Origin of the sequence: Arthrobacter sp. ISL-69, assembly GCF_018613775.1 — a bacterium.
In the GTDB taxonomy this organism is placed as follows: Bacteria; Actinomycetota; Actinomycetes; order Actinomycetales; family Micrococcaceae; genus Arthrobacter.
Window position 1 is genome coordinate 82180 of sequence record NZ_JAGGPO010000026.1, and the last position, 19542, is coordinate 101721.

General features: G+C 66.1%; 24 protein-coding genes. 10 read left to right on the forward strand and 14 right to left on the reverse strand.

Annotated elements, in window-relative coordinates; translation table 11 throughout:
• Window positions 1-5 precede the first annotated feature (5 nt).
• The 5 genes from J7I79_RS18800 to J7I79_RS18820 form a co-directional block, all read right to left on the reverse strand.
• The gene (locus J7I79_RS18800; RefSeq protein ID WP_214955779.1) at window positions 6-1115 is read right to left on the reverse strand and encodes a biotin/lipoate A/B protein ligase family protein; all 1110 of its coding nucleotides are present in this window, start codon (window positions 1113-1115) and stop codon (window positions 6-8) included.
• Window positions 1116-1196: 81 nt separating this feature from the next.
• The gene (locus J7I79_RS18805; RefSeq protein WP_011691973.1) at window positions 1197-1454 is read right to left on the reverse strand and encodes a type B 50S ribosomal protein L31; all 258 of its coding nucleotides are present in this window, start codon (window positions 1452-1454) and stop codon (window positions 1197-1199) included.
• Window positions 1455-1647: 193 nt separating this feature from the next.
• Window positions 1648-2457, reverse strand: a complete 810-nt coding sequence (locus tag J7I79_RS18810; RefSeq protein WP_214955780.1) for an RNA methyltransferase — start codon at window positions 2455-2457, stop codon at window positions 1648-1650.
• Window positions 2458-2490: 33 nt separating this feature from the next.
• Window positions 2491-3276 carry a sulfite exporter TauE/SafE family protein gene (locus tag J7I79_RS18815; RefSeq protein WP_214955782.1) on the reverse strand — a complete coding sequence of 262 codons (786 nt, stop codon included), beginning with the start codon at window positions 3274-3276 and terminating at the stop codon, window positions 2491-2493.
• A gap of 18 nt (window positions 3277-3294) precedes the next feature.
• Window positions 3295-4080, reverse strand: coding sequence for an ABC transporter ATP-binding protein (locus tag J7I79_RS18820; protein WP_214955784.1), 786 nt, complete (start codon window positions 4078-4080; stop codon window positions 3295-3297).
• Window positions 4081-4202: 122 nt separating this feature from the next.
• Here J7I79_RS18820 and serB point away from each other — a divergent pair, with 122 nt between their 5' ends.
• The gene (gene serB, locus J7I79_RS18825) at window positions 4203-5096 is read left to right on the forward strand and encodes a phosphoserine phosphatase SerB (RefSeq protein WP_214955786.1); all 894 of its coding nucleotides are present in this window, start codon (window positions 4203-4205) and stop codon (window positions 5094-5096) included.
• A 102-nt stretch (window positions 5097-5198) separates the two neighbouring features.
• Here the strand turns inward: serB and J7I79_RS18830 are convergent, their stop codons facing one another.
• A complete protein-coding gene (locus J7I79_RS18830; RefSeq protein ID WP_104174215.1) occupies window positions 5199-5960 on the reverse strand; it encodes an SDR family oxidoreductase in 762 nt (253 codons plus the stop codon).
• A 240-nt stretch (window positions 5961-6200) separates the two neighbouring features.
• Between J7I79_RS18830 and J7I79_RS18835 the strand changes: the two genes are divergently transcribed.
• Window positions 6201-6578 (forward strand): DUF5655 domain-containing protein, encoded by a 378-nt coding sequence (locus J7I79_RS18835; RefSeq protein WP_311380612.1) that lies wholly within the window; start codon window positions 6201-6203, stop codon window positions 6576-6578.
• 67 nt (window positions 6579-6645) lie between these two features.
• Here the strand turns inward: J7I79_RS18835 and J7I79_RS18840 are convergent, their stop codons facing one another.
• Window positions 6646-7062 carry an Hsp20/alpha crystallin family protein gene (locus J7I79_RS18840; protein WP_214955788.1) on the reverse strand — a complete coding sequence of 139 codons (417 nt, stop codon included), beginning with the start codon at window positions 7060-7062 and terminating at the stop codon, window positions 6646-6648.
• Between the two features lie 154 nt (window positions 7063-7216).
• Entirely contained in the window at window positions 7217-7942 is a 726-nt protein-coding gene (locus J7I79_RS18845) for a beta-ketoacyl-ACP reductase (protein WP_104174213.1), read from the reverse strand.
• Window positions 7943-8082: 140 nt separating this feature from the next.
• Here J7I79_RS18845 and J7I79_RS18850 point away from each other — a divergent pair, with 140 nt between their 5' ends.
• Genes J7I79_RS18850 through J7I79_RS18865 form a run of 4 tightly spaced genes read left to right on the forward strand, consistent with a single transcriptional unit; the run spans window position 8083 to window position 10119 of the window.
• A complete protein-coding gene (locus J7I79_RS18850; RefSeq protein ID WP_396020214.1) occupies window positions 8083-8514 on the forward strand; it encodes a DUF3099 domain-containing protein in 432 nt (143 codons plus the stop codon).
• Window positions 8511-8771 (forward strand): hypothetical protein, encoded by a 261-nt coding sequence (locus J7I79_RS18855; RefSeq protein ID WP_214955789.1) that lies wholly within the window; start codon window positions 8511-8513, stop codon window positions 8769-8771. Before J7I79_RS18850 ends, J7I79_RS18855 begins: the two co-directional genes overlap by 4 nt.
• Window positions 8772-9638: an SURF1 family protein gene (locus J7I79_RS18860; RefSeq protein ID WP_214955791.1), complete on the forward strand. Its 867-nt coding sequence runs from the start codon at window positions 8772-8774 to the stop codon at window positions 9636-9638.
• A 1-nt stretch (window position 9639) separates the two neighbouring features.
• The gene (locus tag J7I79_RS18865) at window positions 9640-10119 is read left to right on the forward strand and encodes a YbaK/EbsC family protein (protein ID WP_214955793.1); all 480 of its coding nucleotides are present in this window, start codon (window positions 9640-9642) and stop codon (window positions 10117-10119) included.
• 48 nt (window positions 10120-10167) lie between these two features.
• Here the strand turns inward: J7I79_RS18865 and J7I79_RS18870 are convergent, their stop codons facing one another.
• Window positions 10168-11766, reverse strand: a complete 1599-nt coding sequence (locus tag J7I79_RS18870; RefSeq protein ID WP_104174208.1) for an ABC-F family ATP-binding cassette domain-containing protein — start codon at window positions 11764-11766, stop codon at window positions 10168-10170.
• 317 nt (window positions 11767-12083) lie between these two features.
• Here J7I79_RS18870 and J7I79_RS18875 point away from each other — a divergent pair, with 317 nt between their 5' ends.
• From J7I79_RS18875 to J7I79_RS18885, 3 genes are read left to right on the forward strand one after another with little or no spacing between them, the layout of a single operon-like run.
• Window positions 12084-12758 carry a biotin transporter BioY gene (locus J7I79_RS18875; protein WP_214955795.1) on the forward strand — a complete coding sequence of 225 codons (675 nt, stop codon included), beginning with the start codon at window positions 12084-12086 and terminating at the stop codon, window positions 12756-12758.
• 1 nt (window position 12759) lies between these two features.
• A complete protein-coding gene (locus J7I79_RS18880) occupies window positions 12760-13512 on the forward strand; it encodes an energy-coupling factor ABC transporter ATP-binding protein (RefSeq protein WP_214955797.1) in 753 nt (250 codons plus the stop codon).
• Window positions 13509-14150, forward strand: a complete 642-nt coding sequence (locus J7I79_RS18885; protein ID WP_214955799.1) for an energy-coupling factor transporter transmembrane protein EcfT — start codon at window positions 13509-13511, stop codon at window positions 14148-14150. Before J7I79_RS18880 ends, J7I79_RS18885 begins: the two co-directional genes overlap by 4 nt.
• A gap of 5 nt (window positions 14151-14155) precedes the next feature.
• On the opposite strand, the gene J7I79_RS18890 is transcribed toward J7I79_RS18885, so the two are convergent.
• Window positions 14156-15433 (reverse strand): thiolase family protein, encoded by a 1278-nt coding sequence (locus J7I79_RS18890; protein WP_396020215.1) that lies wholly within the window; start codon window positions 15431-15433, stop codon window positions 14156-14158.
• A gap of 4 nt (window positions 15434-15437) precedes the next feature.
• A complete protein-coding gene (locus J7I79_RS18895) occupies window positions 15438-16877 on the reverse strand; it encodes a class I adenylate-forming enzyme family protein (protein WP_214955801.1) in 1440 nt (479 codons plus the stop codon).
• 61 nt (window positions 16878-16938) lie between these two features.
• On the opposite strand from J7I79_RS18895, the gene J7I79_RS18900 reads away from it, so the two are divergent.
• Window positions 16939-17820, forward strand: coding sequence for a neutral zinc metallopeptidase (locus tag J7I79_RS18900; RefSeq protein ID WP_104174203.1), 882 nt, complete (start codon window positions 16939-16941; stop codon window positions 17818-17820).
• A 114-nt stretch (window positions 17821-17934) separates the two neighbouring features.
• On the opposite strand, the gene J7I79_RS18905 is transcribed toward J7I79_RS18900, so the two are convergent.
• The 3 genes from J7I79_RS18905 to J7I79_RS18915 form a co-directional block, all read right to left on the reverse strand.
• Complete coding sequence (locus tag J7I79_RS18905) at window positions 17935-18267, reverse strand: metal-sulfur cluster assembly factor (RefSeq protein WP_011691953.1); 333 nt, start codon at window positions 18265-18267, stop codon at window positions 17935-17937.
• A gap of 13 nt (window positions 18268-18280) precedes the next feature.
• Window positions 18281-19078, reverse strand: a complete 798-nt coding sequence (gene sufC, locus J7I79_RS18910; protein WP_104174202.1) for a Fe-S cluster assembly ATPase SufC — start codon at window positions 19076-19078, stop codon at window positions 18281-18283.
• Between the two features lie 96 nt (window positions 19079-19174).
• Entirely contained in the window at window positions 19175-19534 is a 360-nt protein-coding gene (locus tag J7I79_RS18915) for a non-heme iron oxygenase ferredoxin subunit (RefSeq protein WP_104174201.1), read from the reverse strand.
• Window positions 19535-19542: the final 8 nt, after the last annotated feature.

Consider the following 19542-nt stretch of genomic DNA (forward strand, 5'->3'; position numbering starts at 1 on the left):
ATTACTCAGGGAACCCGGTGCAACCACTCCTCGGTTCCGAACTTGGTTGCGACACGGTCCCTGGCCGAGGCAAGCTCCGCGTCACTCAGGACCGACGGGGTTGCCCCGTACCGGCCGCTGAAGACATCCATCATGGCCTCGACGATTTCCGCCCGGGCAAGGCCCGTCTGCCGGCGCAGCGGATCCACCCGCTTCTTCGCGCTGGTGGTGCCCTTGTCCGAGAGCTTTTCCTTGCCGATCCGCAGGACCTCCACCATCTTGTCGGCGTCGATGTCGTAGCTCATGGTCACGTGGTGCAGCATGCCGCCGTTGGCCAGGCGCTTCTGGGCCGCACCGCCGATCTTGCCCTGTTCCGTGGCGATATCGTTGAGGGGCACATAGAAGGCGCTGATGCCCAGTTTCTCCAGCGCGGCCATGACCCAGGCGTCAAGGAACGCGTAGGAGTCTGCGAAGCTGATGCCGTCCACCAGGGTCTGGGGCAGGTACAGCGAATAGGTGATGCAGTTGCCCGCTTCCATGAACATCGCTCCCCCGCCGCTGATCCGGCGCACCACGGTGATGCCGTGGCGGGCGACGCCGTCGGGATGGATCTCGTTGCGCACTGACTGGAAGCTGCCGATCACCACGGACGGCTCCTCCCAGTCCCAGAACCGGAGCGTGGGATTGCGGCGCCCGGCGCCCACCTCCTCGGTAAGGACCTCATCCAGCGCGACGTTGACGTGCGTCGGCAGCACCAACGGTGCTATGACATTCCAGTGGTGGTCCGCCCAGCCGGTGGCTTTCGCCAGCGCCCTGCGGACCGCGACGGACACGGCGTCGGCGGAGAACCCAAACAGGACGGCATCGTCGGGGAGCGCGGCGGTGACGGCCTCGGAGATATCCGCCGCAGCCGTTGTCTCCGGCAGCCCGGTCAGGGCGCGGTTGATGTCCAGGAGCGCTTCATCGGGTTCCAGGAAGAAGTCACCGCTGACGGAAACATGCGCGAGGTGCCCGCCGACGACGTCGAAATCCACCACAACCAGCTTGCCTCCCGGGACCTTGTACTCACCGTGGCGCCGGCCGCCGTCGTCGTGCGTGCCGTCCGCCGGGCCGGTCTCAAAAGGAGGGAATGTCATGCCTTCCATCCTGCCCCAAGAACGCAAAAGCCCGCACCGTTGCCGGTGCGGGCTTTTCCAATAGACCTTGGGGGGAAGTTGTTACTTCTTGCCGCCGAAGCCCTTGAAGCGAGCGTTGAAGCGCTCGACGCGGCCTGCAGAGTCCATGATGCGCTGCTTGCCCGTGTAGAACGGGTGGGACTCGGAGGAGATTTCGACGTCGATGACCGGGTAGGTGTTTCCGTCTTCCCACTCGATGGTCTTCTTGGAAGACACGGTGGACTTGGTCAGGAACTTGACGCCGGAAGCCAGGTCGTTGAATACAACAGCTTCGTACTTCGGGTGGGTATTGGACTTCATAATTGGACCTTTGTTCGTACAACTGGATTTTGCCAGTTGCCAGGTATGAATGGGATGCGGGTCGCGGAACAACGTCAAAAAACGTCAGGTGCCCGGACCAACACTCAATCCTAGCCTAAACACGGTCCCTGCACGAACCGGCAGGGGCGCCCGACGGAAGCGTCCGACCGACGGGGGCGCGGCCTTCCGGGAGTCAGTCCAGGGGCCGCAGTTCCCAGAAAGCAACGGCGGACGCCGCCGCGACGTTGAGCGAATCGACGCCTGCACGCATCGGAATCTTGACGGCGAGGTCGACGGCGGCGAGGGTCTCGGCGCTCATTCCGGCGCCTTCGGTGCCCAGGACCAGCGCCAGCTTCTCCGGATTCCGGGCGGCCAGCTCGTCGAGGTCCACGGCGTCGCCGGTGAGCTCCATCGCCGCGACCGTGAACCCCTGCCCGTGCAGCACCTCAAGATCGGCCGGCCAGGACTCCAGGCGCGCCCAGGGAACCTGGAACACGGTGCCCATGCTCACCCGGACGCTGCGCCGGTAGAGCGGGTCGCCGCACCGGGGCGAGACCAGCACCGCGTCCACGCCCAAGGCGGCCGCGGACCGGAAGATGGCACCGACGTTTGTGTGGTCCACGATGTCCTCCAGGACGGCCACCCTGCGGGCACCGGCCAGCAGTTCCGGCAGCGGGACGGGCGCCGGACGGTGCATGGCCGCCATTGCGCCGCGGTGCAGGTGGAAGCCCGTGATGTCCTCCAGCAGGGCGGCACTGCCGATGTAGACCGGCACGTCCGGGAAGTCGCTGAACACATCGGCCAGGTCCTCAAGCCACTTCTCCGCGAGGAAGAAGGACCGGGGCCGGTGCCCGGCAGCGAGGGCCCGGCGGAGGACCCGCGATGATTCTGCGATGTACATCCCTTCCGCGGGCTCCCGGACTTTGCGGAGGTGGACATCCGTCAGCCGGGTGTAATCGGACACGCGTGGATCGTCAGGGGATTCGAGGTAGTGGAGGGTCACCGGAAGGTCATTTCTACAGGCATTTTGGGCGGGTCATTTGAGGAGGTTGGCGATCATGAAACCCAGGGCCACGAGGCCAAGGGTAAAGATGACACCGCGGAGGAGCGGCGGGGAGAGCCGGCGGCCTATCTTGGACCCGATGACGCCGCCAATGAGGGAACTGACCGCGATGATCCCCACCACGGCCCAGTTAATACGGCCGAACGCGAACAACAGGTAGGACGCCGCCGCCACGATGTTCACGCCCAGCACGAGGATGTTCTTCATGGCGTTGGCGTTCTGGATGGTTCCCGTCATAAACACGCCCAGGATGCCCACCAGCAGGATGCCCTGCGCCGCCACGAAGTAGCCGCCGTAGACGCCGGCCAGAAACACCAGCACGATCAGGAGCACGCCGTGGCGTTTGTCCCGGATGGCATGCTCCGGGTTCTCCTCCCGGTCCCTCACCCACTGCTGGAGCCGGGGCTGGAACACCACCATCAGCAGGGCCAGCACAATCAGGGCGGGGGCGGCGTAGTGGAAGACCTTTTCCGGAAGGTGCAGCAGCAGCCAGGCGCCGCTGATGCCGCCCAGAAGGGATGCAGGCAGGAGCCGGAGAAGCTGCTTGCCGCGCCCTGCAAGTTCTTTCCTGTACCCCCAGGCACCCGCGGCATTGCCGGCCACGAGCCCCATGGCATTGCTGATGGAGGCTGTTACCGGGGCAATTCCCAGGGCAATGAGGACGGGAAAGGTGACCAGGGTGCCCGAGCCCACAACACTGTTGATGGTTCCGGCCCACAGCCCGGCAAAAAAGACGAAGACGCCGCTGAGTAAGTCCACGCTAGGCTGGCCGCGCGATCAGCGGCGTGCGGTGGCGGCGTAGCGTCCCGCGTTGACCGTAACGTCGAGGGGCAGGCCAAAGGTCTCGCTGAGGTGTTCCGATGTCAGGACCTCAGCAATGGGTCCGGCTGCCACAACGCCGGCGTCGCGCATCAGCATGGCGTGGGTGAAGCCCGGCGGGACTTCCTCAAGGTGGTGCGTCACAAGCACAATGGCCGGGGCCGTGTCGTCGAGTGCCAGTTCGCTGAGGCGGTGCACCAGGTCTTCACGGCCGCCAAGGTCCAGACCTGCGGCAGGCTCGTCCAGAAGGAGCAGTTCCGGGTCCGTCATGAGGGCACGGGCAATCTGGACGCGTTTTCGTTCGCCTTCGGACAGGGACGCGAACGCGCGGTTCAGGAGCGGACCCATGCCCCACTCATTGAGGAGCCGGAACGCGCGGCGTTCGTCGTCCTTCTCGTAGCCCTCGCGCCAGCGCCCGGTCACGCCGTAGGCCGCGGTCACCACTACGTTGAGCACTTTCTCGTGCTCGGGAATCTGGTTGGCCAGCGCGGCGGAAGACAGGCCGATGCGGGGCCGGAGTTCGAAGACGTCAACGGCCCCCAGCATTTCTTCCAGGATCCCGGCCATTCCGCTCGTGGGGTGGAGCCGTGCCGCCGCAATCTGGAGCAGGGTGGTCTTGCCGGCGCCGTTGGGTCCAAGGATTACCCAGCGTTCGCCTTCTTTGACCTGCCAGTCCACTTTGTTGAGGAGCGTTTTAGCTCCGCGGACAACGCTTACGGCAGCCATTTCAAGAACATCACTCATAGAAGTAGACACTAGGACAAAACAGCGTGTGACTGATAACTGGAACATTCCGGGCGAAACCGGCCGCAGGGCGGGGCGAAACGAATTCGGGCGGCGGGATGGCGCTGGCTAAGATTGCAGCCATGAGTTCGAACGTGACTGCGGTCAGCTACGGCGTGAAATTGTCCCCTGCGGAACTGGAGCACCTCCGTTCCCTGCTGACCGGGTCGGGCGCGTCTTTCGCCGTCGAATCCCGCACCGGCGACGAGCGTTTCGAGGTGTATACGGTGGACTTCTCCGTGGAGTCCGGGACCGCCGCCGAGATCGGCGCGCTGCGGCAAGATGTGGCCGCAGCAGGCTTCAGCGGAATGGACACGGCGATCGTTCCCGCGGCCCTGCGGAAGGCGCCCCGCAAGTTCCTCATCATGGACGTGGATTCCACGCTGATCCAGCAGGAAGTCATTGAACTCCTGGCCGCGTACGCCGGGAAGAAGGAAGAGGTCACCGCGGTGACCGAGGCGGCCATGCGCGGCGAGCTCGACTTCGCCCAGAGCCTCCATGCGCGGGTGGCCGTCCTCGCCGGGCTGCCGGCCGACGTCGTCGATTCCGTCCGGGCCGAGGTGAAACTCAGCGAAGGCGCCGCGGAGCTTGTTGCGGCGTTCAAGGCGGCCGGCCATGCCGTGGCAGTGGTATCCGGCGGTTTCAACCAGATCCTGCGCCCCATCGCGGAGGACCTCGGGATGGACTACTGGATCGCCAACGAGCTGGAAATTGTCGACGGCGCGCTGACCGGCAAGGTGCTCGGTGCGGTGATCGACCGTGCGGCGAAGGAGAAGTACCTCCGCGAGTGGGCCGCTGCCGAAGGTATCCCCATGGAGCACACCATCGCCGTGGGCGACGGCGCCAATGACCTTGACATGCTCAGTGCCGCCGGGATCGGCGTGGCCTTCAACGCCAAGCCCGCCGTGCGCGCGGCAGCGGATGCAGCCGTCAATATGCCGTACCTGGATGCCGTGCGGCACATCGCCGGGGTCTGAGGCGCAGGCCGCGCTGACACTGCCAGCGCCCTGATGAAACAGCGCAAAGGAAAGGCCGGGCATTAGCCCGGCCTTTCCTTTCTGGTTCGTGGTGCGGAAGCGTCAGCCTGCCTGGCCGGCGCTCTTGCCGAAGTAGTCGGCACCGCCGGCGTACTCGGTGTGGCCGGTTTCGACGTCGGCCGTGACCATCTTGGCGATCTCCGCGGCGAACTCCGCAACGGAATACAACTTGCCGGCCTCCGCGCGGCGGGCTTCGATGGCGCCCGGGTTGGACCGGTCAAGCAGCGTGGCCGTAACGGTTCCTTCGATCATGTCGCCGGAAACCACCACGAGCGAGATTCCCTTGTCCGCAAGGTTCGGGATCAGGGCGCGCAGGGCGTCCTCGCCGGCGCGCTTGCTGCGTGCCACGGGCTCATATTCCGGCATGGTGGGCACGGAGCCGATGAAGTGGGCCTGGTGGCTCGTGATGAACACCACGCGGGAGCCTTCACGCATCAGCGGCACGGCGGCGTTGAGCATGTTGACCTGGGCATCGCGGTTCAGCTTCAGGGCGTAGCCCTCTTCCATGCCCGATTCCATGCCGCCGGAAGCGTTCAGGACCAGGACGTCGAGCGAGCCGAAGTTCTCCATGGCCGCGCTGGCCAGGGCCTGGACACCTTCCTGCGTGGTGAGGTCGGCTCCGACCGCCGCTGCACGGCCGCCGGCCGCCTCGATCTCCGCCACAACCTTGTTGGCGCGCGGAGCCTTCTGGCGGTAATTCACCACAACGGCGGCACCTTCGGCCGCGAGGAGCTTGGCAACATCGGCGCCGATCCCTCTCGACGAACCGGTCACAATAGCAGTCTTGTTGTCCAGCAATCCCATTCGAGCTCCCTTGTTCCAAACGTCCAAAATCTGTGGGTCTGCCATCCATCATGCCAGCGCAGGGGAAGAATTCAGTTGTTCGACGTCAACAAAGAAGCGGACCCGGGCTAGTTCCCGGCGGGCTCGGGCCACTGTCGGCCAGCGGCGCCCCTGGTTCGCGGAGCGGCCATTGTTGGGCAGGACTGCACGGCGTAGGCGCACGGCCATGAAACTGCGGGGCGAGTCATCCGGAGCCGTGCCGTGAGCCGGGGCGCTGCCGAGGAGTCGACTCCGGAGGAGGTCTTCAGCGGTTCCCCGCAGGGGCTGGAACTGTTTCGGGGCGTCGAGCGCATACTGGCCGGCTTCCCGCCGTCGACGGTGAAGGCAACCAAAAGCCAGGTGGCATTCCGCGGGCGGCGGGGATTTGCCTACATGTGGTGGCCCGCCCGGTATATCAAGTCGGACGTTCCCGCCGTTCTGTCCATCGCGCTGCGCCGGCGGCTCGCCTCGCGACGGTTCAAGGAGGTGGTCAACCCTTCCGGGGGCGTGTGGATGCATCACCTGGAGCTGCGATCGATGGCCGACCTCGACGACGAAGTGGCCGGCTGGCTTGGGGAAGCACGCAAGGAAGCGGGCTGACGACGGAGCGGACCAGCGTTGGCGCGAGCCCGCTCCAAGGGTCGTCCTGCTGCGGTTCTGAAGGTCCCTAGCTGCGGTTGATCCGGATCTTGCGCTTCTCGGTGGCTGGTGCCTGCTCAGGTGCCGGCGCGCGGACTTCCAGGACACCGTCCTTGTACGTGGCCGTGACGTCTTCCTCGCGGGCTCCGGGCGGCAGGGAGACACTTCGCGAGAATGAGCCGTAGCGGAACTCCGAGCGGTAGCCGCTCTTGTCCTGATGCTCGGATTTTTCCTCGCGCTCCGCCTTGATGTGGAGCATCCCGTCGGCCACTGAGACGTCCACGTCCGTCTCGGGATCAATGCCGGGCACTTCCGCCCGCACCACGAGGGTGCTGCCGTCTAGGAACTGCTCCACGCGGATTGACGACTGGGTCAGGTCCCCGTCGAGGAACCGCCGAAACGGCTCCAGAAAGTCCGATGGCGTCCATTTGTTGAGATCGGCCATGATCACTCCCTAGTCTTGTTTCCCCGCAGATGCGGCCGGCCGTGGCATGGACCGGTCCGTATGCCCATTACACACCCGGCAGTGGGGCGTGTAACGGGCAAAAGGTCCCGTCGTGCCCGCGGACCTTGGAGCGGGGCAGGGAGGAAGGGAGGGGCTAGTGCCCCATGCCCAGTCCGCCGTCCACCGGGATGACTGCACCGGAGATGTAGGAAGCCTCATCGCTGGAGATCCAGCGCACCACGTTCGCCACCTCTGCGGCTTCGGCGAAACGGCCCGCGGGAACCTTGGAAAGGTAGTCCTTCTGCGTGGCCTCCGGCAGTTCCGCCGTCATGTCCGTGTTGATGAACCCCGGGGCCACGACGTTGGCGGTAATCCCGCGGCCGCCGAGTTCGCGGGTCAACGAACGGGCAATCCCCACCAGTCCGGCCTTGGAGGCGGAGTAGTTGATCTGGCCGGGGGCGCCGTACAGTCCGGACACCGAGGAAATCAGCACAACCCGGCCCTTGCGCATGCGGATCATGCCCTTGGAGGCCCGCTTGATGACCCGGAAGGCGCCGGTCAGGTTGGTGTCGATGACCGAGGTGAAATCGTCTTCGCTCATGCGCATCAGCAGTGTGTCCTTGGTGATGCCGGCGTTCGCCACCAAGACCTCCACCGGTCCGTGCGCAGCTTCAACCTCTGCAAAGGCAGCGTCAACGGAAGCCTCATCGGTCACATCGGCCTTGACGCCAAGGATTCCTTCCGGAAGAGCCGACTCGCTGCGGTACGTCACCGCAACTTTGTCGCCGTTGGCCTGGAAGGCCTCGGCGATGGCCAGTCCGATGCCACGGTTGCCGCCCGTGATCAGAACGCTGCGGCCGGTTGATGCTGCTTCAGTCATAGTTTGCTCCGGGATTCTGCGGCATGGGGTACCGCGGTGAGGGGCGGGATTTTTACTGCCTCCGATCTTAGCCCGCGTTTGGGCGGCACTGTTGAGGGTGAGAGAATTGGGTTAAGCCTTGGGAGCGTGATGAAACAGCCGTGACACTTGCAAAACGACCCGGACATTCGATGCCCAGTGGACCGGACGCCGTCTCCGGTGACGCCCAGGTGCACAGCATTACGGATGCCGCCTCTGCCCACTCGGAAGAGATGCGCGGGCGGATGATCAAGTACGCCGTGGCCATGGGCATCCGCATGGTTTGCCTGATCCTGGTGTTCGTCGTTGACGGCTGGTTCAAGGTTGTCCCGATTGCCGGTGCGGTGTTCCTGCCCTGGATTGCAGTGGTCATAGCCAACGGGAGCGACAAGGCGGAGATTCACAGCGATTACCTGCTCGATTCCGCCCCGCTGGCGGAGCTCGAAGCGCCGGAAGCACCGGCAGCTGCAGAAGACGAAGGTCCAACGGTTCTCCAGGGCGAACTCATCGAGGACGAAGACGATAACGACGGCCAGGAACGGGCAGCTTCATGAACATTTTTGACCTGGCGGGAGGCGGCGCTGCGCCCGCCGAAGCGGCTGCGCCCATGTGCTCCAGGAAGGCCTGCCGGTCCGGTGCCGCCTGGCAGCTGCTGTGGAACAACCCCAAGATCCACACGCCCGAACGCCGCAAGATCTGGCTTGCCTGCGATGACCACCGGCTGTGGCTGGAAGATTACCTGCAGACCCGTAGCCTCTGGAAAGAAACGGTGCCGCTGGACCTGGCAACCGCGTCAGGCAGGGAAAGCTGAATGTACCGCTTCCTCTTTTCCAGCAAGTGGCTGGGCTATCTGCTGCTGGCTGCGATCTTTGCCACAGCCTGCGTGTTCCTGGGCCGCTGGCAGATGGACCGCAGGGCCGAGACCCTCGCGGAGATCAACCGGGTCACGTCCAACTACTCGGCCGCTCCCCTGCCGTTCGCCGAGGCCGAGGAGCAGTTTTCCCGGCTGGATGCAGACAAGGAGTGGACCCAGGTTGAGTTGAAGGGCCGCTACGACGTCGACGGCCAGAGGGTGGTACGCAACCGCCCGCTCAACGGGCAGCCAGGCTACGAAGTGGTGGTTCCCTTCAAGCTCAACAGCGGACAGACGGTTGTGGTGGACCGCGGCTGGCTCCCGATCGGGAACAACACCCCGGGCCGCCCCGATTCCGTTCCTGAGCCGCCCCCGGGCGAAGTCACAGTGACCGTGCGCCTGAAACCGGGTGAACCCGAACTTCAGCGTGGCGCCCCGGACGGACAGCTTGCTTCCATCCACCTCCCGGCCTACGCCGCCCAGCTGGGCTACCCCGTGCTGACGGGCGCCTACGGGCAGCTCGCCTCCGAAACGCCGGCCGCCGCCGCAATGCCGTACCCGTTCCCGAAGCCTTCGGTGGAAGAGGGAACCCACCTGTCCTATTCGCTGCAGTGGTTCGCCTTCGGCGTGCTGATGTTTATCGGGTTCGGCTACGCGGCCCGCCAACAGGCCAGGAACGCGGAGATCGATGCGCAGGACGCCACGGCGGACAGTGCGCCCGAGTATGCCATGGCCGCGAACCGCCGCCGCCCCGCTCCCCGGAAGCGGAAACAGCCGACGGCGGAGGAAGAGGAAGACGCGATCCTGGACGCCCAGGGGTACTGAGATGAACCTTGATGCCTTTCCGGAACCGGTGGCAAACGTGAAACGCACCCTCAATGCCCTGGGTGCCGAAGACACCGTGACAGTGTTCGACTCGAAAGTCCCGACGGCGGCAGCGGCGGCCGCCGCGCTCGGCTGCGACGTCGCGGCAATCACCAACAGCCTGGTGTTCAACCTGGAGGGCGTTCCGCTGCTGATCCTGGCCAGCGGTGCAGCCAAGGTGGACGTCCACAAAGTTGCCGCGCAACTGGGCACCGGCAGGATCCGCCGCGCCTCCCCCGAGTTCGTCCTGGAACACACAGGCCAGGAAGTCGGCGGAGTAGCCCCTGTCGGGCACCCGGAGAAACTCAGGACCCTGCTGGACGAGTCACTCAAAGACCACGAAGTCCTCTGGGCAGGAGCCGGAGACCACAACTCGATGTTCTCCATCACTTACGAGGACCTGCACAGGATCACGGGCGCAGAAGAACTCCAGGTACGTTAGCGAAGATGCCGCGTTGGCGGTGACAAAACGGCGCCTACGTAACGCGGCCTACGCCAGCGTAATCAGGTCCAGGTAGTCTTCGTTCCAGTGGTCTTCGATGCCATCGGGCAGCAGCACGACGCGCTCGGGGTTCAGCGCCGCGACGGCACCCTCGTCGTGGCTCACCAGCACAACGGCGCCGGTGTAGTTACTCAGGGCCCCGAGGATTTCGGCGCGGCTGGCCGGGTCGAGGTTGTTCGTGGGCTCATCAAGGAGCAGCACATTCGCGCTTGAGGCCACGATTGTGGCCAAGGCGAGGCGCGTCTTCTCGCCACCGGACAGCACACCGGCCGGCTTGTCGACGTCGTCGCCGGAGAACAGGAACGAGCCCAGGATGTTGCGCACTTCCGCGTCATTCATGTCCGGGGCGGAGGAGCGCATGTTCTGCAGGACGGAACGGTCCACGTCGAGCGTCTCGTGCTCCTGGGCGTAGTAGCCCACCTTCAGCCCGTGGCCAGCAACGACTTCACCGGTGTCCGGCTTGTCGACGCCGGCCAGCATGCGCAGGAGGGTGGTCTTACCGGCGCCGTTGAGGCCCAGGATGACCACCTTGGAACCGCGGTCGATGGCCAGGTCCACGTCGGTGAAGATTTCCAGCGAGCCGTAGGACTTGCTGAGGCCGTCCGCGGTGAGCGGAGTCTTGCCGCAGGGTGACGGATCCGGGAAGCGCAGGGCTGCCACGCGGTCGGTCGCGCGCACGGCTTCCAAGCCGCCCAGCAGACGCTCGGCACGCTTGGCCATGTTCTGCGCCGCGACGGCCTTGGTGGCCTTGGCGCGCATCTTGTTGGCCTGGTCGAAGAGGACCTGGGCCTTCTTTTCCGCGTTCGCGCGCTCCCGCTTGCGGGCGCGCTCGTCCGTTTCGCGCTGCTGCAGGTAGCGCTTCCAGTCCATGTTGTAGAAGTCGATCTGGGCGCGGTTGGGATCCAGCAGGAAGACTTTGTTCACAGTGGCTTCAAGCAGTTCCGTGTCGTGGCTGATCACGATCAGGCCGCCCTGGTGGTTCTTCAGGAACTCACGCAGCCAGGAGATGGAGTCGGCGTCGAGGTGGTTGGTGGGCTCATCCAGGAGCATGGTCTCGGCGTCCGAGTACAGGATGCGGGCGAGTTCCACCCGGCGCCGCTGCCCACCGGACAGGGTTTTGAGCGGCTGGTTCAGCAGGCGGTCCGGCAGGGCGAGGTTCGAGCAGATCGCTGCGGCCTCGGCTTCGGCAGCGTAGCCGCCGGCGGCCAGGAATTCGGATTCCAGCCGGTCATAGCGGTTCATCGCCTTGCGCTGGACGGCGGCGTCCTCGCTGGCCATCTCTTCATGGGCCAGCCGGAGCTTGCCGACGGCGATGTCCAGTCCGCGGACGGAGAGGATCCGGTCGCGGGCGAGCTGTTCCATGTCCGGTGTGCGGGGGTCCTGGGGAAGGTAGCCGATCTCGCCACTGCGGGTCACCTTGCCGCCGGCAGGCAGGCCTTCGCCGGCGAGGACCCGGGTAAGCGTGGTCTTGCCTGCACCGTTACGGCCGACAAGGCCGATCTTGTCTCCCTTGTCGATCCGGAAGCTCACCTGGTCCATAAGGAGGCGGGCGCCGGCGCGCAGTTCGAGATCCTGGACGGTAATCAATGCAGCTAAGGCCTTTCACAACAGGGAACGCCGCGGCACAACGGATGGAGTCTGGGCAGGGCCGGGGCAGTGTGGCCGAGAGAACGGCCTCTACCAGTCTACCGGCACCACTCCCCCCGGATTACCTCGGCACCGGGGCCCGTGGATGACATCTTTTGGGTACCCTGTCCAGAGCCGGCGCCCTCCGTTAGTGGATCCCCTACAAAATATGGCCGCGGCCGGAGACGTATCGTCGGAATGGAGGGGGAAGCGCCTGCACGCGGGCGGCTGCCCCCATTCCAGTTGCCTTGCATCTGCACTAACCGACAGGACCTCCCATGACCAAGACTGACAGTGGCGCCACCAGCCAGACCGCCTCGGGCGTTAAGTCAGGCAGTAAACCCGGCCGGAAGCGCTGGAACGCCACGGATCTCGGCCTCATCGCCGTCTTCGCCGCCCTCGCGGCCGGCTCCGCGCTCATCGCGGCCATTCCCGTGGGCGGGCTCGGTGTCCCCATTACCCTGCAGACACTCGCCGTGATGCTGACAGGTCTTGCCTTGGGTCCCGGCCGGGCGTTCGCCGCCGTCGGCCTGTACACCCTACTGGGGCTGGCCGGCCTGCCGATCTTCAGCGGCGGCAGGAGCGGGCTCGGGATCCTCGCAGGCCCCTCCGCCGGCTACATCATCGCCTTTCCGCTCGCTGCCCTGACGGTCGGCTGGCTCACCACCATTGTGCTCCGCCGCACCTTGAAGTACCGGGGGCTGTTCCTCTTCGCTGCGGCCATGGCCACGAGCATTGTGCTGGTCCACGGCCTGGGCGTGCTGGGCATGATGGTTAACGCCAAGCTGGACCTTTCCAAGGCGTTCCTCCTGGACCTGGCCTACTACCCGGGCGACATCATCAAGAACATCCTGGCCGTCAGCATCGCCCTCGCCCTGCACAAGGCGTTCCCGGATCTCCTGATCCGCCGCGCCGGCGTCCGGAACTCCGGATCGGGCCAGGCAGCCAATTAGCATGGGCAGCATCCTTCTGGACGGAGTCGCGGTCCGGGTGGCGGTGGACGGCAGGCCGCAGCCCAAGACACTCCTGCGCGGCATCTCGCTGAATCTTACGGAACAGCGGATCGGCGTCATCGGAGCCAACGGGTCCGGGAAGTCCACGCTCCTGCGGCTCCTCAACGGTCTCGTGGCACCGAGTGACGGAACCGTGACCGTTGACGGCGACGATACCGTCAGGTCCGTGCGTGCCGTGCGCCGGAAGGTCGGGTTTGTTTTCACGGATCCCCTGTCCCAGCTGGTGATGCCCACCGGACGGGAGGATGTTGAGCTGTCCCTGCGGCGATCCGTCCGGAACACAAGGGAGCGCCGGTTGGCTGCCGAGGCGATCCTCAACCGCTTCGGGCTGATGCCGCTGGCGGACCAAAGCATTTACGAGCTCTCGGGCGGCGAACGGCAGCTGATGGCCCTGGCCGCCGTGCTCGCCGTTGAACCTGCAGTCCTGGTGCTGGATGAGCCGTCCACGCTGTTGGACCTGCGCAACCGCGAACTGTTGCGGCGGACCATCTCGGGCCTCAGCCAGCAGATTGTTATGTCCACGCACGACCTGGAGCTGGTCCGGGACATGGACCGCGTCCTGGTGGTGGAATCCGGACAGGTGGTGTTCGACGGCGGTGCTGCCGCCGCCGTCGAGCACTACCGGGAGCTGTCCGCTGCCGGCCTGCCTCCGGTGAGCGCCACCGTGCCGCTGCGGCGTCCGGAGGTCAGGTGAGCGGCCAGGCATTCCTGCTGGTGAACTACGTTCCCGGCACGTCACCTGTCCACCGGGCGCCGCTCTGGCTGAAGTTCCTGGTGGTGGTGGGCTGCGGCATGGGATCGTTCCTGGTGGTGGACTGGGCGGTCGCCGCGGCGGTGCTGGGGATCATGTGTGCCCTGTTCCTGCTCAGCGGCGCCGGCCCCGTGCGCCTGTACAAGGCAGTCCGACCCATTCTTCCGGTGCTGCTTGCCATCGGCCTGTTCCAGTGGTGGCAGCTGGGAGGTCCTGTTGCGGCGCGGATCGTCCTTAACATCCTGGTCTGCGTCGTTGCGGCGTCTATTCTGACCGCCACCACGCCGATGCAGCGGCTCCTCGACGGCGTCGTCTCGCTGGCTGTGCCGTTCCGGCGCTTTGGCGCGGACCCCGAGCGCTTCGCCCTGACCATCGCAATCATGCTCCGGAGCATTCCGTTCATCGCCGGGGCATACTCGGAAGTGCGGGATTCGGCACGGGCGCGCGGCCTGGAACGGAACCCGAGGGCACTGGTCCTGCCGGTCTTCATCACTACGGTGGCGTATGCCCGCCAGACCGGCGATGCCCTGGCTGCCCGCGGGCTGGGAGAACCCGACGATGACGACTACCCGCGCCCGTGAGACCGCTAAGACGTTGCGGCCATCCGGTCGAGACGTTCGTACCTGAAGAGGGCCGCGGTTCCCATGCCGCCGGCAATGCTGATCATGGCCAGTGCCAGCTGTCCGGCCGCACCATCCCCTCCCGCATGAACCGCGCCGCCGCGTCCCAAGGCAGCGTCCCTGCGCGCCTGGGCGAGGAGCCTCGTCACCAGGACAGCACCGGACGCGCCGTACGCATGGCCCAGGGCCAGCGCCCCGCCGTCGAGGTTTGCCCGCTCGGGGTCAATGCCGAGGGCGTCCAGGCAGGCGAGGGTCTGTGAGGCGAAGGCCTCGTTGAATTCCACCAGGTCAATGTCCGCGGCCCGAACACCGTGCCCGGCCAGGAGCCGCTCCGCCGCAGCGGCGGCACCCATGCCCAGAACCCGCGGGTCCACACCTGCCGTGTCGGTGCCGAGCACCAGGAAGCCGTCGGCGGCCCCCACTTCCCTCGCCCGCTGCAGCGAAGTGATCACGACGGCGGACGCGCCGTCGGCATCGAAACAGGAATTCCCGGCGGTGACAGTACCGCCCTCCGTGAACGCCGGCGGGAACCGCGACATGAGGGCGGCCGTCAGGCTGGCCCGCGGACCGTCGTCGGACTCCACGTTCCCGGACGCCGCCGGCAGCGGGATCATTTCGCCGGTGTACGTTCCGGATGCTGCTGCCGCCAGGGCACGCTGGTGGCTCTGCAACGCGAACCGGTCCTGCCGCTCGCGGCTGATCCCGAAAGCCTCGGCAACGTTGTCCGCCGCGGTTCCCATGTCCGGATCGCCGTAGCTGAGCGGCACGAACTGCGCCCGGCGGAAGAATTCGGGGCTGCCGTCAGCTGCCCTGTTGGCGCGGAGGGGGGCCGTGCTGATGCTTTCAACCCCGCCGGCCAGGTACGCCCCGTTTCCCCCGGCTGCCACCAGCCGAGCGGCGAGCACAATGGCGTCGAGGCCGGAGCCGCACTGCCTGTCCACAGTGACCCCGGGAACGCTGACCGGCAGTCCGGCCTCCAGGGCGGCCAGGCGGGCAACATTGCCGCCGCCTCCCACGGCATTGCCGATCACCACGTCCGTAACGGCCGCCGCCGGCAGGCCGGTGCCTTCCAGGAGGCCGCGAAGGACGGGGGCCAGGAGCTCGTGCGCGCGGAGTTCCTTGAACGCCCCGTTGACCCGTCGGATAGGCGTGCGCAGGGCCGCGATGACCACCGGCTGGCGGTCAGGCGGCAGCGCCGTATGACCGGCGCGGGCGCCGGCCGGTCCAGGAACCGTCTCCGGCAGCGGCTCAGGCAAGGCGGCGGATCCTGGTGTCGCCGGCCTCAACCCAGTCCAGCAGCAGCTGCCGGCTGACTTTCCCGCGGTCGGTCACTGGCAACTCCGCCAGGGCAAAATACTGCAGTGGCCGCTTGTCCCGGGGCAGGACCCCGTCCAGCCCCGCCTTGAGCTGCGTGGCCGTGATGCCGCCATGGGAGGGGACGACGCCGGCCACCACCCGCTGGCCGCGGACCTCATCGGCCATGCCCGCCGCGACAGCAGCTGCGACACCGGGGACGGAGGCCAGGGCCAGTTCCACCTCATGCGGATAGACGTTCTTGCCGGCTGTGATGATCATGTCGGAGCGGCGGCCGAGGATGTGAAGCTCGCCGTCCTGCAGGTACCCCTGGTCCCCCACCGTGTACCAGCCGTCGAAGCAGCGAAGCGCCTGCCCGTCGTCACCCCACAGGTAGCCGTTGCTGACCATGCCGCTGCGGACGCAGATGTTGCCGTCCGTGCCGTCGGGAAGCCGTTCGCCGTCGTCGCCCAGGATCCGGACGTCCACGCCGGGGAAGGGTTTCCCGATGCCGGTTCCGCCGGCATCCAGCGGCTTGCCGGCTCGCAGGCCCGCACCGGAAACGAAGCTCAGTTCGGACGCACCGTAGTACTCGAAGATGGTGGCCTTTGGCGCCCAGCGGCGGGCGGCCTCGAGGGTGCGGGCATCCAGCTTGGACCCGGCGCAAATGATGGAGGTAACGCCTGACGCGTCCACGCCGCCGGCCAGTCCCCGCTCACTGAGCAGCCGGAGCATGGTGGGGACCAGGACCAGCCGGGTGATGCCGTCATGCGTGATCGCGGCGTGCACGTCACCGACGTCGAACGACTCCAGGGTGTGGAACTCGGAGCCGGCGTACAGGCACTCGGAGAGGGCGTACAGGTTGAGGCTGGCTGCCAGCGGGCCGGGGGCGAGCGTCTTGTCCTGCTGCGTGAGTCCGAAGAACTCGATGGACGCTTCGAAGGAAAGCTGCCACGACCGCCTCGACCTCGTGAACGCCTTGGGCACGGAGGTGGTGCCGGACGTCAGGCCGATCAGGAAGGGAGATTCCGGTGGCCCGTCATGGAGTTCCGTGCGCAGGGCCGCGCGGGCTTGGTCCGGTGCAACTTCCGGCGGCACAGGCCTCGGAGTGCCGACGGTGGCGTCCAGCCGGGCCGCAATGTCACCCTTGAGCTGCCCTGGCCAGGTGGGATCGAGGACGGCGCATTGCCGGTCCCCTGCCACGGCAGCGGCGAAGGACACAGCGAAGTCCACGGAGTTGGCCTCGGCGAGCATGCTCACCGCTCCGGCCTCCGGAATCCGCGCCTCGGCGGCGTCCCGAAGGGCGGCCCAGCTGAGGTGCCGGCCGGCCACGACGACGGCGGTGTCGTCGGGGCGGTCATCGGCCCAGCGTTGAAGTCTGTTGAGGAAAGGCATCGGATCAACTTTACCGGCCGGGCACGGGTCCCGGCCTGTCCGCGAAGGCTATTGTGACAATATGAGTTTCAATGACAACGTCCAGCTGGATCCGTCCCAGGTCCAGGACCGGCGCGGCATGGGTCGTGGGACGAAGATCGGCGGCGGAATCGGAGGTGGAATCATCCTCCTGTTGGCCGCCCTGTTTGGCGTCAACCCGCAATTGCTGGAAGGCCTGACGGGGACGGCGCCGGACCCGCAGAGCCAGGGAAGTGCACCGGCCTGCGAGAGCGGTGCCGACGCCGACGCCCGCCTCGACTGCCGCATCACCGGAACCGTCAACAGCCTCAATGCATTCTGGCCGGCCTACCTGGCGCAGTACAACACGGAGTATCCGCGCCCCACGACGGTCATCTTCAGCCGGGCCACCAATACCGGCTGCGGCGGGGCAACCTCCGACGTTGGTCCGTTCTACTGCCCTGCCGACACCACCGCCTACTTCGACCCCGGCTTCTTCCAGGACCTGGTGGACCGCTTCGGCTCTTCCGGCGGTCCGCTGGCCCAGGAATATGTGGTGGCGCATGAATTCGGCCACCACGTCCAGAACGTCCTGGGCAACCTCGACCGGGCCCAGCAGGATCCGCAGGGCCCCGAATCGGGTGCCGTCCGGGTGGAGCTGCAGGCCGACTGCTATGCCGGGCTCTGGGTACGGTACGCCACAACGCAGCAGGATCCCAAGACCGGTCAGCCCTATCTCGAACCGCTCACCCAGCAGGACCTGAACGATGCGCTGTCCGCGGCATCGGCTGTCGGTGACGACCGCATCCAGGAAGCAGCCACCGGCCGGGTCTCACCGGAGGCGTGGACCCACGGCTCCAGCGCCCAGCGGCAGAAATGGTTCTACCAGGGCTACCAGACCGGCGACATCAACCAGTGCGACACGTTCAGCGCCTCCACGCTGTAGCTGTGTCGGCTGCTCGTAAACGCTTAAAAAACGACGGCGCTGGGCCGCCTTCCTTGGGAAGGTGACCCAGCGCCGTCGTATATCAACCAGGTATGTCTACCGGGCGGGCAGGGCTCAGATGTTGAAGCCGAGTGCCCGCATCTGGTCGCGTCCGTCTTCGGTGATCCGCTCGGGACCCCATGGCGGCATCCAGACCCAGTTCAGCCGCCAGTCGTCCACGACGCCGTCGAGGGCCTTGCCCACCTGCTCCTCGATGACATCCGTGAGCGGGCAGGCCGCCGTGGTGAGCGTCATGTCGATCAGCAGGGCGCCGTCGTCGTCCGAGTACTTCAGGCCGTAGAGCAGGCCCAGGTCAACGATGTTGACTCCGAGCTCGGGGTCAATGACGTCCTTGAGTGCCTCTTCGACATCTTCGAGGCCCGTACGGGCCGCTTTGATTTCGGTCATGGCGGTGTCCTAACTAGGCCTGTGCCACAGCGCTGGCCGCAGCGATGGTGGCTGCACCTGCACCCGTGGCGTAACGGTCGTAGCCTTCTTCTTCGAGTCGGTCGGCCAGTTCCGGGCCGCCCTCTTCGACAACCTGTCCGTCAACGAACACGTGCACGAAGTCCGGCTTGATGTAGCGCAGGATGCGGGTGTAGTGCGTGATGAGCAGCGTGCCCATCTTGCCCTCGGCGTGCGCGCGGTTGACTCCCTCGGAAACAACCTTGAGTGCGTCCACGTCGAGGCCGGAGTCAGTCTCGTCCAGGATGGCGAACTTCGGCTTGAAGAGCTCGAGCTGGAGGATCTCCACGCGCTTCTTCTCGCCACCGGAGAAGCCTTCGTTGACGTTGCGCTGGGCGAAGTCGGCGTCGATGCGCAGCTGCTGCATGGCGGCCTTGACGTCCTTGGTCCAGGTGCGCAGCTTGGGTGCTTCGCCATCGATGGCCGTCTTGGCGGTCCGCAGGAAGTTGGTCATGGAGACGCCCGGAACCTCAACGGGGTACTGCATGGCCAGGAACACACCGGCGCGGGCGCGCTCGTCCACGCTCATGGCCAGGACATCTTCGCCGTCCAGCGTGATGGAACCGCTGGTGACGTTGTAACGCGGGTGGCCGGCGATGGTGGACGCCAGGGTGGACTTGCCTGAACCGTTCGGGCCCATGATGGCGTGGGTCTGGCCGGTCTTAATGGTCAGGCTGACGCCCTTAAGGATCTCCTTGGTGCCCTGCTCCGTCTCAATGCTGACGTGCAGGTCCTTGATCTCAAGAGTAGACATGTGTCTTGTTCTCCTCTGCACCGTGCCCTCCGGCGGCGGTGCGGTTTCTCGGCTGAAAAGTTTTCTAAAGCAGGGTGCGGACGGCGTTGAGCGCTGTCAGCTGAAGTTCGGGACTTCGGCACCGTTCACAACGTTGGTGACGTCCACGTAGACGTCGTCGCCGTGAACGGCCACGGCAAAAACAGGAACGGGGTCATAGGCCGGCAGCTGGAGCGGCTGGCCGCTGCGGAGGTCGAACTGGGAGCCGTGGCCCCAGCATTCGATCTTGCAGCCTTCGATCTCCCCTTCGGAGAGTGAGATGTCCGCGTGCGAGCACGTGTCACCGATGGCGTGGATTTCGCCCATGGAGTCCTTCACGATGGCTACGGGGTAGTCATCGATCAGGATCCGCAGCGCCTGCTTGAGCTGTATCTCGCTGGCGTTGCAGACAAGCTCGCCTTTTGGCTGGTCAGTCATCTGGTGTG

Coding starts and splice junctions, on each gene's coding strand:
- serB (WP_214955786.1), top strand. CDS start 4,203: ATGAGTTCGAACGTGACTGCGGTCAGCTACGGCGTGAAATTGTCCCCT.
- J7I79_RS18865 (WP_214955793.1), top strand. CDS start 9,640: ATGAACCTTGATGCCTTTCCGGAACCGGTGGCAAACGTGAAACGCACC.
- J7I79_RS18860 (WP_214955791.1), top strand. CDS start 8,772: ATGTACCGCTTCCTCTTTTCCAGCAAGTGGCTGGGCTATCTGCTGCTG.
- J7I79_RS18895 (WP_214955801.1), bottom strand. CDS start 16,877: ATGCCTTTCCTCAACAGACTTCAACGCTGGGCCGATGACCGCCCCGAC.
- J7I79_RS18880 (WP_214955797.1), top strand. CDS start 12,760: ATGGGCAGCATCCTTCTGGACGGAGTCGCGGTCCGGGTGGCGGTGGAC.
- J7I79_RS18845 (WP_104174213.1), bottom strand. CDS start 7,942: ATGACTGAAGCAGCATCAACCGGCCGCAGCGTTCTGATCACGGGCGGC.
- J7I79_RS18900 (WP_104174203.1), top strand. CDS start 16,939: ATGAGTTTCAATGACAACGTCCAGCTGGATCCGTCCCAGGTCCAGGAC.
- sufC (WP_104174202.1), bottom strand. CDS start 19,078: ATGTCTACTCTTGAGATCAAGGACCTGCACGTCAGCATTGAGACGGAG.
- J7I79_RS18820 (WP_214955784.1), bottom strand. CDS start 4,080: ATGAGTGATGTTCTTGAAATGGCTGCCGTAAGCGTTGTCCGCGGAGCT.
- J7I79_RS18840 (WP_214955788.1), bottom strand. CDS start 7,062: ATGGCCGATCTCAACAAATGGACGCCATCGGACTTTCTGGAGCCGTTT.
- J7I79_RS18855 (WP_214955789.1), top strand. CDS start 8,511: ATGAACATTTTTGACCTGGCGGGAGGCGGCGCTGCGCCCGCCGAAGCG.
- J7I79_RS18805 (WP_011691973.1), bottom strand. CDS start 1,454: ATGAAGTCCAATACCCACCCGAAGTACGAAGCTGTTGTATTCAACGAC.
- J7I79_RS18905 (WP_011691953.1), bottom strand. CDS start 18,267: ATGACCGAAATCAAAGCGGCCCGTACGGGCCTCGAAGATGTCGAAGAG.
- J7I79_RS18800 (WP_214955779.1), bottom strand. CDS start 1,115: ATGACATTCCCTCCTTTTGAGACCGGCCCGGCGGACGGCACGCACGAC.
- J7I79_RS18830 (WP_104174215.1), bottom strand. CDS start 5,960: ATGGGATTGCTGGACAACAAGACTGCTATTGTGACCGGTTCGTCGAGA.
- J7I79_RS18915 (WP_104174201.1), bottom strand. CDS start 19,534: ATGACTGACCAGCCAAAAGGCGAGCTTGTCTGCAACGCCAGCGAGATA.
- J7I79_RS18875 (WP_214955795.1), top strand. CDS start 12,084: ATGACCAAGACTGACAGTGGCGCCACCAGCCAGACCGCCTCGGGCGTT.